The sequence below is a fragment of the Flavobacterium sp. genome, from assembly GCF_044338735.1.
Classification (GTDB): domain Bacteria; phylum Bacteroidota; class Bacteroidia; order Flavobacteriales; family Flavobacteriaceae; genus Flavobacterium.
Genome location: NZ_JBIIWV010000085.1, coordinates 1 through 9,270 on the forward strand (window position 1 = coordinate 1; position 9,270 = coordinate 9,270).

General features: G+C 34.5%; 9 protein-coding genes, 1 tRNA gene and 1 pseudogene. 5 read left to right on the top strand and 6 right to left on the bottom strand.

Annotated elements, in window-relative coordinates:
- Positions 1-298, bottom strand: a 298-nt coding sequence (locus ACIQZC_RS06755; protein WP_396138475.1) for an FAD-dependent oxidoreductase, incomplete at its 3' end; no start/stop codon positions are given.
- 139 nt (positions 299-437) lie between these two features.
- Here ACIQZC_RS06755 and ACIQZC_RS06760 point away from each other — a divergent pair.
- From ACIQZC_RS06760 to ACIQZC_RS06775, 4 genes are all read left to right on the top strand, one after another.
- Complete coding sequence (locus ACIQZC_RS06760; protein ID WP_396138476.1) at positions 438-1,085, top strand: flavin reductase family protein; 648 nt, start codon at positions 438-440, stop codon at positions 1,083-1,085.
- The gene (locus ACIQZC_RS06765; protein ID WP_396138477.1) at positions 1,075-1,212 is read left to right on the top strand and encodes a DUF2256 domain-containing protein; all 138 of its coding nucleotides are present in this window, start codon (positions 1,075-1,077) and stop codon (positions 1,210-1,212) included. Before ACIQZC_RS06760 ends, ACIQZC_RS06765 begins: the two co-directional genes overlap by 11 nt.
- Positions 1,213-1,317: 105 nt before the next feature.
- Complete coding sequence (locus tag ACIQZC_RS06770) at positions 1,318-2,610, top strand: DASH family cryptochrome (RefSeq protein ID WP_396138478.1); 1,293 nt, start codon at positions 1,318-1,320, stop codon at positions 2,608-2,610.
- A complete protein-coding gene (locus ACIQZC_RS06775) occupies positions 2,611-4,143 on the top strand; it encodes a cryptochrome/photolyase family protein (protein WP_396138479.1) in 1,533 nt (510 codons plus the stop codon).
- A gap of 35 nt (positions 4,144-4,178) precedes the next feature.
- On the opposite strand, the gene ACIQZC_RS06780 is transcribed toward ACIQZC_RS06775, so the two are convergent.
- From ACIQZC_RS06780 to queA, 4 genes are all read right to left on the bottom strand, one after another.
- Complete coding sequence (locus tag ACIQZC_RS06780) at positions 4,179-5,255, bottom strand: agmatinase family protein (RefSeq protein WP_396138480.1); 1,077 nt, start codon at positions 5,253-5,255, stop codon at positions 4,179-4,181.
- Positions 5,256-5,312: 57 nt separating this feature from the next.
- On the bottom strand, positions 5,313-5,675 hold the full coding sequence (locus ACIQZC_RS06785; protein WP_396138481.1) for a four helix bundle protein: 363 nt from the start codon (positions 5,673-5,675) through the stop codon (positions 5,313-5,315).
- Positions 5,676-5,772: 97 nt separating this feature from the next.
- Positions 5,773-7,065, bottom strand: coding sequence for a kynureninase (kynU, locus tag ACIQZC_RS06790; protein WP_396138482.1), 1,293 nt, complete (start codon positions 7,063-7,065; stop codon positions 5,773-5,775).
- A 135-nt stretch (positions 7,066-7,200) separates the two neighbouring features.
- Entirely contained in the window at positions 7,201-8,250 is a 1,050-nt protein-coding gene (queA, locus tag ACIQZC_RS06795) for a tRNA preQ1(34) S-adenosylmethionine ribosyltransferase-isomerase QueA (protein ID WP_396138483.1), read from the bottom strand.
- Positions 8,251-8,404: 154 nt separating this feature from the next.
- Here queA and ACIQZC_RS06800 point away from each other — a divergent pair.
- Positions 8,405-8,478: transfer RNA gene (locus tag ACIQZC_RS06800), tRNA-Pro, on the top strand.
- A 4-nt stretch (positions 8,479-8,482) separates the two neighbouring features.
- Here ACIQZC_RS06800 and ACIQZC_RS06805 read toward each other — a convergent pair.
- Positions 8,483-9,270 (bottom strand): annotated as a pseudogene (locus ACIQZC_RS06805) (3-phosphoshikimate 1-carboxyvinyltransferase); the annotation flags it as partial.

A 9,270-nucleotide genomic window follows, 5' to 3' on the forward strand; every position in this document is an offset into this window, starting at 1 on the left:
CTTCGCCTTCATTTCCGTAAGATTGATAATTTAACTTGCCATCTTTATGATGAATAGCTCTTTTATCTACTGGAATTCCTATTGATCTTATAGCTTCATCTAGACCTACATCTTTCAAGGCTTTCCAACCTCGATTTGACATCACCAAATTAATGGAACGACCCGAAAATTCAACCGTTCTAATATCAGGACTTCTGTCATAAACATGTACAGTGTGTCCGGCTCTTTTTAAGTAGATTGCTAATAAAGTTCCCACTAATCCAGAACCTATAACAGCAATTTTTTGTGGCGTTTGCATGAATTTATTGTAAAATAGATTGCAAAAGTACACAATAATGCGTTTTGACTCTATTTTATAAAGTGTTTTTATGGTTAAATTTATTTTGTTTAATAATTTTTATTTTTGATTAAACAAACGTACTTTTGAAAAAAATAACATGAAAAAAATAACACTTTCTGAAATTATTCAAATGGACAAAGTGCCACGGTTAAATTTAATTAACAGTGCTACTGGTTATAAATCGGCCAACTTAATAGGGACTTGTTCTTCAGACGGCAAAGAAAATGTAGCTATTTTTAGTAGTGTAACGCATCTTGGAAGTGAGCCGCCATTGGTTGGATTCATTTTACGCCCAACAACCGTTCCTCGGGACACCTACAAAAACATTAAGGAAACAGATTTTTTTACCATAAATCACATTTCCGAAGAAATGATTGCCGATGCCCACCAAACATCAGCGAATTATGAACAAGGCATTTCTGAATTTGATGAAACAAATTTAACTTCAGAATACTTGGATGATTATAAATGTCCTTTTGTAAAAGGAAGTCCGGTGCGATTACTTTGTAAGTATGTCAACGAATATTATTTAAAAGAAAACGATTGTATACATATTATTGCCTCAATTGAAGCAATTTATGTTGAAGAAGAATTGATCCAAAAAGATAATTGGTTACAATTGGACAAAGGAAATGTTGTAACGATTAATGGACTAGACGGCTATGCGCTGCCAAAATTAATTGATCGTTTTGAATATGCACGACCAAAACAAAAAAGTAAATCGAAGCTTAGAAATGGCGCATAAAAAAGTAAATCTTCCAGAAAAAATTTGCAAAACCTGCCATCTTCCTTTTTCGTGGCGCAAAAAATGGGAGAAAAACTGGGAAAAAGTATTGTATTGTAGTGACAAATGCAGAAAAAACAAGAATTGATGGACAGATGTTAGGACTTTCTGATATTAGGATGTTCGGAAAATTGATTCGAATAAAAATTAAACCTTCGCGACTTAGCGTCTTTGCGAGCAAAAATCAAAAAAAATGAACGGATTAGTTTGGTTTAGAAATGATTTGCGCACGATTGATAATCATTCGTTATACAATGCCTGTAGAGAAAATGAAAAAGTCATTGGTATTTATTGTTTGGATCCGAGACATTTTGAAACAACACAATACGGTTTCAAAAAAACAGAAAAATTTAGAACCCAATTTCTGTTAGAAACGGTAACCGAATTACAACAAAATTTAGCCGATAAGAACATCTCATTATTAGTTTATTACGGTTATCCCGAACAATTAATTCCGGAAGTAGCCGCTAAATATCAAATTGATACGATTTACATACAAAACGAATGGACACCAGAAGAAATAGAAGTAGCAAATGAAGTTCAAAATTCAATTCCAGCAGTGAATTGGAAAACCTATTATGACCAATTCTTATTTCATCCTGATGATGTTCCGTACGGAAATTGGGATAAAATTCCTGAAGTTTTTACCGAATTCAGAAAGCAATTGGAAAAGAAAATTCGAGTACGTCCAACCGTTGCCATTTCTGCAAAACCAATTTCGAATCTAATTGAAGAAAAAACTAGTATCCCAACATTAGAAGATTTAGGTTTTGAATCGTTCAAACAACCCAACAAAACGGCTTTCCCTTTTAAAGGTGGCGAAAATCAAGCTAAAAAACGCATCGAAGAGTACTTTTGGGACACCAAAAAACTAGCAGTTTATAAGAAAACCCGCAATGGTTTAGTTGGAAAAGATTACAGTTCGAAACTTTCGGCTTGGTTGGCCAATGGAAGTATTTCGGCACGAATGATATATTGGGAAGTACAACAATTTGAGAAAAAAATAGTCAAAAACGAAGATACGTATTGGTTGATTTTTGAATTAATTTGGCGCGATTATTTCAAATACATTTCGCTAAAACACGGCAACAAAATTTTTCAATTGAATGGCATTTTGCAAAAAGAATATCATTGGAATCAAAGTACAAAAGCCTTCAATCAATGGACAAACGGCAACACGCCAGAACATTTTGTGAATGCCAACATGATTGAACTACAAAAAACAGGTTGGATGAGCAATCGCGGCCGTCAAAATGTAGCGAGTTATTGGGCAAAAGAATGGGAACAAGATTGGCGCATAGGTGCTGCCTATTTTGAAAGTATGTTGATTGATTATGACGTGCACAGTAATTATGGCAATTGGATGTACAATGCGGGTGTTGGCAACGATCCACGTGATAGAAAATTCAATATCAAACGCCAAGCGGAACTATACGATGCCAATGGAAAATTTCAGAAAATGTGGTTAACTCCTGAATTATTTTAGATGAAAACACTTCGATTACTTTTGGGCGACCAAATCAATTCTCAACATTTTTGGTTTGAAGAAGTCAATTCGGATGTGGTGTATGTAATGGCCGAAATGCGTCAGGAAACCGATTATGTGAAACATCATATTCAAAAAGTGGTGGCGTTTTTTCTTTCGATGCGCAATTTTTCGGAGGAATTGATAAAACAAGGGCATCAAGTGGTTTATTATAAAATTTCGGATGCGAATAATCCACATAATTTGGAACAACTGATTTCAGATTTAGTTCAAAAGAATAAAATTGAGCAATTTGAATACCAACTTCCCGATGAATATCGCTTGGATGAACAACTAAAATCCATTTGCGAAAAAATTTCAATTCCATCAAAAGCTGTCGATTCGGAACATTTTTATACGAGTAGAAATGAATTAGCTGATTTTTTCAAAGGAAAAAAGCAACTGTTGATGGAAAGTTTCTATCGTATGATGCGCAAAAAACATGCTGTTTTGATGGTCGGTGAACAACCGTTAGACGGAAAATGGAATTTTGACCACAACAACCGCAATCAATATAAAAACGAAGTCCCGATTCCGTTTCCATTGGAATTTCATAAAAATGTATCTGAAATTGTTACCGAAATTACCACTCAAAACATTACCACTATTGGAACAATTGATGCAGAAAATTTCAATTGGCCTACTTCAAGAAACGAAAGTTTGCAATTAATTGATTATTTCTGCGAGCATTTTTTGGCACACTTTGGCACGTATCAAGATGCTTTATTTTCTGGACATAAATTTCTGTTTCATTCGCGTTTATCTTTTGCGATGAATTCCAAAATGATCAGTCCGAAAGAAGTTGTTGATGCTGTGATTTCGCATTATTTTCATAATCAAGAAACGATTGAATTGGCGCAAGTAGAAGGTTTTGTGCGACAAATTATTGGTTGGCGCGAATATGTTAGAGGAATTTATTGGAAAGAAATGCCAAATTATGCCCAAATGAACGTTTTAGAAAACTACAATCCGCTACCAGAATTCTTTTGGACCGGAAAAACCAAGATGAAATGCCTGCAACATTCGATTTCCCAAAGTTTATCGGAAGCGTATGCGCATCATATTCAGCGGTTAATGGTCATTGGCAATTTTTCATTGTTGGCACAATTGCATCCTGACGCAGTGGATTCTTGGTATTTAGGGGTTTATATCGATGCCATTGAATGGGTTGAAATGCCCAACACAAGAGGCATGAGTCAGTATGCAGATGGCGGAATTTTAGCTACTAAACCATATGTTTCTTCGGGAAGTTACATTAATAAAATGAGTAATTATTGTGGCAGTTGTCATTATAATGTGAAAGATAAATTAGGGGAAAATGCGTGCCCGTTTAATAGTTTGTATTGGCATTTTTTGGACGAGAAAAAACAGCATTTTGCCAATAACCAAAGAATGAGCATGATGTTAGCGTTACTGAGAAAAATGAAACCAGAAGAATTAGCGGCTACAAAAGAAAAAGCGATTTCGATTTTGGAAAATGTAAATAACTTATAAAAAAACCGAAGCTTTAAAAACTTCGGTTCGTAAACTTATTTATTGAATTGAATTTTATTTCCTACATTCATTTTTTGTGATTTCGCAAAAGCGCCACACATATGAAATAACATTCTTGCTCCTACGTTTCCATCCCAATCGTCATCGCCAGGTGCTACTTCTACTAAATCAAATCCGATGATTTCTTTATTGGTTGCTGCTAAGCGACTGAACAAATACGCGGCTTGCTCAAATGAAAATCCACCTGGAACAGGAGTTCCAGTGTTGGGACAATACCAAGGATACATGCCGTCTATATCAAACGAAATACAAACCTTATCGGGTAAAGAAGCGATAATTTGATCGCATTGTTGTTGCCATGTTTTGCCTTCAAAAGCTTCTTGTTTTAAATCCATATCCGTATGCACTAAAACTCTATCTTTTAAAGCTATTGCTACTTCTTGTTCACAAAAATCACGAATTCCTACTTGAACTATTTTCGAAATCTGAGGAATTTGTAAAGCATTATACATGATAGAAGCGTGCGAATAGGTGAATCCTTCGTAAGCAATACGTAAATCCATGTGCGCGTCTAAATGCAAGATTCCGAAGTTATCATATTTGGTAGCCAGTGCTTGATAATAACCCAATGGCGTTGAGTGATCACCTCCTAAAAGTACTACTTTTTTACCTTGGTTCATCCAATGCAAAACGCGCTCTTTTACTTCCTGATGCAATTCCTTACAAACTTTATTAATGGTATCTAAATCCGATTGTAAAACTGGAAAAGTAGCCACGTCTTCTCCACTCTCTAAAGCTTCGATAATGGGCTGTGCTAATCCTTTATATTTTTCAGAATTTTTTGCCCAATGCGAAGGAACTTCATCCATGTAAATACCTAATTTCCATAATTCTGGAAACTCTTGATGATTTAAATCGACTTGAAAAGAAGCGTCCATAATGGCATCTGGTCCTTCCGAAGCACCTGCTCCATAACTTACCGTTACTTCCCAAGGTACAGGAACGACAATAATTTCACTTTGCTCGGCTGAAAAAGGTAATCCAAAAACAGTTGCATCGGCCAACCCTGGTTGAGAAGGATCGAAATTGTCTATAATTTGTTGTTTAGTCATTGTTTTAGATATTAGATATTCTGATTTTCGGATGTTCGGACAGTCTGAAAATCATTTCTACTTATTCTTATCGTTTAAATACTTTATAAATTTAATTAACTTTTTGATGATAGAAAATAACCTCTCCATTATTTGATTGTATTCAATCTCAGTTATGAAACTTAATTCTACACATACTAGTAATTGTGTTTCTATTTCGTAGCATGAACCTAAAGAATTTTCCAAGAAAATAACAAAATGCTTATCAGATGATTTTGCCGAACCTTCTGCAATATTTGATGGAATAGAAATAACAGCCCTTTTCAGTTGACTTATCAATCCAAATTTTTCGTCTTCTGGTAATTTTCGGACTAGTTTATAAATTTCTGGACAAAATTTAATACTTTCTTTCCAAACTTCTAATTCTTTATAATTATGCATTGCTTTTATCTTGATGATCAGATATTCTGATATTGGATGTTCGGATTACTGGATTTTCGGATTTTCTGAAAATCCGAAAATCTGAATATCTAAAAATCTATTTCTCCAAAATCAACTGTTTCAATATTTGTCCGAACTCGTACATATCTTCAAAAGAACAATAGAAGGGTGCTGGCGCTAAACGAATTACATTTGGCTCTCTCCAATCGGTGATGACCCCATTTTTCATTAATCGTTCAAATAATTCTCTTCCTTGTCCGTGCAAATAAACCGACAATTGACAACCGCGTTCCTCTTGATTAGAAGGCGTAATTATTTCGAAATCAGCTCCTTCTAATTCATTGTCAATCTCTTTAAGAATGAATTCCAAATAGGCAGTTATTAAATTTCGCTTTGCGATTAATTTATTCATTCCTACTTCTGCAAACATATCAACAGAAGCCAAATAAGGAGCTAATGATAAAATAGGAAGATTACTTATTTGCCAACCTTCGGCACCGCGAACGGGATCAAATTTTGGTTCCATTTTAAATCGGCGCTCTTTATTGTGTCCCCACCAACCTGCGAATCTTGGTAAATCAGCATTATTATGATGCATTTCATGTACAAAACAACCCGATGCATTGCCTGGTCCAGAATTCATATATTTATAACTACACCAAGCTGCAAAATCTACATTCCATTCGTTCAAATGTAATTCAATATTTCCGGCGCCATGCGCTAAATCCCAACCTACATAGGCGCCTTGTTTATGGCCTGCTTCGGTGATGGTTTTCATGTCGAAAACTTGCCCGGTATAATAATTTACACCGCCAATTAAAACTAAAGCCAACTCCTCACCTACTTCTTCAATTTTAGCTAAAATATCTTCAATTCTAATATTGTGTTCTCCTTCTCTTCTTTTAATTTCAACTAAGGCATCATTGGGATTAAAACCCACCGATTTAGAATGAAAATCGATTTGACTTTGGAACATATATTGATCGCTTGGAAATGCTTTTTCTTCGCAAATAATTTTGAACTTTTTTTGCGTTGGACGATAAAACGAAACCATTAATAAGTGAAGATTCACTGTTAATGTGTTCATAACAGTTACTTCTGTAGGTTTTGCTCCTACAATTTCGCTTAATGGCGCTGCAAATCGTTCGTGATAATCCCACCAAGGTTTGTCTGAATAAAAATGACCTTCAACTGCTAAATTAGCCCAGTCATTCATGACTTCGTCTACATATTGCTTGGTTCTTTTGGGTTGCAACCCAAGTGAATTTCCTGTAAAATAGATTACTTGTTTTCCATTTACTTTTGGAAAAATAAATTCATTTCTATAATTTTTCAACTCATCTTGAGCATCTAAACTTTGTGCAAATTCACGTGTATTTTGAAAATTCATTTGTCTTAGGTTGTTAAAAAGGTAAAAGTAGGCAAAAGTTGGAAAGTAGCAAAGCACTAAAATTTGATTTTTTAAGAATTCAGAAATAAAAAAATCCCAGCTAATGCCAGGATTTTAAATTATTATTTTTTTGTTTTAAATAATCAACATAGCATCACCGTAGGAATAAAAACGGTATTTTTCTTGAATGGCTTCTTTGTAGGCTTTCATCATTAAATCGTGTCCACAAAATGCTGAAATCATCATTAATAATGTTGATTTTGGGGTATGAAAATTAGTCACCATAGCGTTTGCCAAACTAAAATCAAACGGAGGATAAATAAATTTATTTGTCCAACCTGTAAAAGGATTTAAAGTTCGTTGCGAAGAAACTGAACTTTCCATTGCACGCATAGCTGTAGTTCCTACACAACAAATTCGTCTCTTGTTTTCTTTTGCATTATTAATGATATCACAAGCTTCTTGGGAAATTTTCATTTCTTCAGAATCCATTTTATGTTTTGATAAATCTTCTACCTCAACAGGATTAAACGTTCCTAATCCTACATGAAGAGTAACTTCTGCAAAATCAATTCCTTTAATTTCAAGGCGTTTTAATAAATGTTTAGAGAAATGCAATCCGGCAGTTGGAGCTGCAACAGCACCTTCTTCTTTAGCGTAAATTGTTTGATAACGCTCTGCATCTTCAGGAGTTACCTCACGGTTGATGTATTTAGGTATAGGTGTTTCGCCAAGTTCTAAAAGTTTTTCTCTGAATTCTTCGTACGAACCATCATATAAAAAACGTAATGTTCTTCCACGAGAAGTTGTATTGTCAATTACTTCGGCTACTAATGAATCATCATCGCCAAAATATAATTTATTTCCGATACGGATTTTACGTGCAGGATCTACTAAAACATCCCATAAGCGTTGCTCCGCATTCAATTCTCTTAGCAAAAAAACTTCGATACGAGCTCCTGTTTTTTCTTTATTTCCATATAATCGTGCAGGAAATACTTTAGTATTATTTAATACCATTACATCGCCATCATCAAAATAGTCAATAATATCTTTAAATAATTTGTGCTCGATTGTTCCTGTTTTACGATTTACGACCATTAAGCGAGATTCATCGCGGTTTTCAGTAGGAAATTCGGCTAATAATTCTTCTGGAAGATTGAATTGAAAATGAGATAATTTCATTTAAAAATGTTTAAGTGTTTAAAATTTTAAGCGTTTACTTTCGTAATACCCTTAAATTCAGTTTGCAAATATACGATTATGAAATAGGCGTTGTCAAGTAAATTGATGTTTATTTTTTTTATTATACAATTGAAATGTTTATTTTTGCTGCCTTCGGGATGTAGCGCAGCCTGGTAGCGTACTAGCATGGGGTGCTAGGGGTCGCTGGTTCGAATCCAGTCATCCCGACTTTTTATATTTTTTCGATAGTAAATCCGATTTGCTTTACATCTTCCCAAAAAGCAGGATACGATTTTGAAACCACCTCAGCTTCTCCAATGATAATTGGCACTTTTACTGCTAAAGGAGCAAACGCCATTGCCATTCTGTGATCTTGATAGGTAGAAATTCTTATGTTAGGTTTTATATTTTCTGATTGTTCCAGAGTTAATGAATTGTTTGTAACTGAAATAGTTGCTCCCAATTTTGTTAGTTCGGTTTTTAAAGCTTCAAGTCTATCTGTTTCTTTGATCTTTAACGTTTGTAATCCTGTTAATTGACAACTTATTCCAAGTCCGAAACAAGTAACCGCAATGGTTTGTGCGATATCGGGACACGTGTTTAATTGACAATTAATAGTTGACAATTGACAATTTGTAGTCTTTTTAAGACGAATAATATTGGTTTCGAAAATCGTATCTACACCAAAATTTTTATAAATTTCGACCAAAGCACTATCGCCTTGTAAACTATTTTCTTTAAAACTTGATAATGTAATTTGCGTACCAATTTTAGAAAGGGCAATAATTGAATACCAATAAGACGCTGATGACCAATCGGACTCGACTGTTATTGGGTGATGGGTAATGGGTGATGGTTGATGAGTGACTTTGATTGTGTTGTTTTCAAATAAAGTCTTCACTCCTATTTCATTCAGTAAAGCCAAAGTCATTTTTATGTAAGAAACCGATGTAATTTCTCCTTCTAAAGTTAATTCCAAACCATTTTCTAATTTGGGTGCAATTAACAACAATGCCGAAA

Excerpts from the sequence above, each read along its gene's own strand:
- ACIQZC_RS06775 (WP_396138479.1), top strand. The coding sequence starts at position 2,611 with ATGAAAACACTTCGATTACTTTTGGGCGACCAAATCAATTCTCAACAT.
- queA (WP_396138483.1), bottom strand. The coding sequence starts at position 8,250 with ATGAAATTATCTCATTTTCAATTCAATCTTCCAGAAGAATTATTAGCC.
- ACIQZC_RS06760 (WP_396138476.1), top strand. The coding sequence starts at position 438 with ATGAAAAAAATAACACTTTCTGAAATTATTCAAATGGACAAAGTGCCA.
- ACIQZC_RS06780 (WP_396138480.1), bottom strand. The coding sequence starts at position 5,255 with ATGACTAAACAACAAATTATAGACAATTTCGATCCTTCTCAACCAGGG.
- kynU (WP_396138482.1), bottom strand. The coding sequence starts at position 7,065 with ATGAATTTTCAAAATACACGTGAATTTGCACAAAGTTTAGATGCTCAA.
- ACIQZC_RS06785 (WP_396138481.1), bottom strand. The coding sequence starts at position 5,675 with ATGCATAATTATAAAGAATTAGAAGTTTGGAAAGAAAGTATTAAATTT.
- ACIQZC_RS06765 (WP_396138477.1), top strand. The coding sequence starts at position 1,075 with ATGGCGCATAAAAAAGTAAATCTTCCAGAAAAAATTTGCAAAACCTGC.
- ACIQZC_RS06770 (WP_396138478.1), top strand. The coding sequence starts at position 1,318 with ATGAACGGATTAGTTTGGTTTAGAAATGATTTGCGCACGATTGATAAT.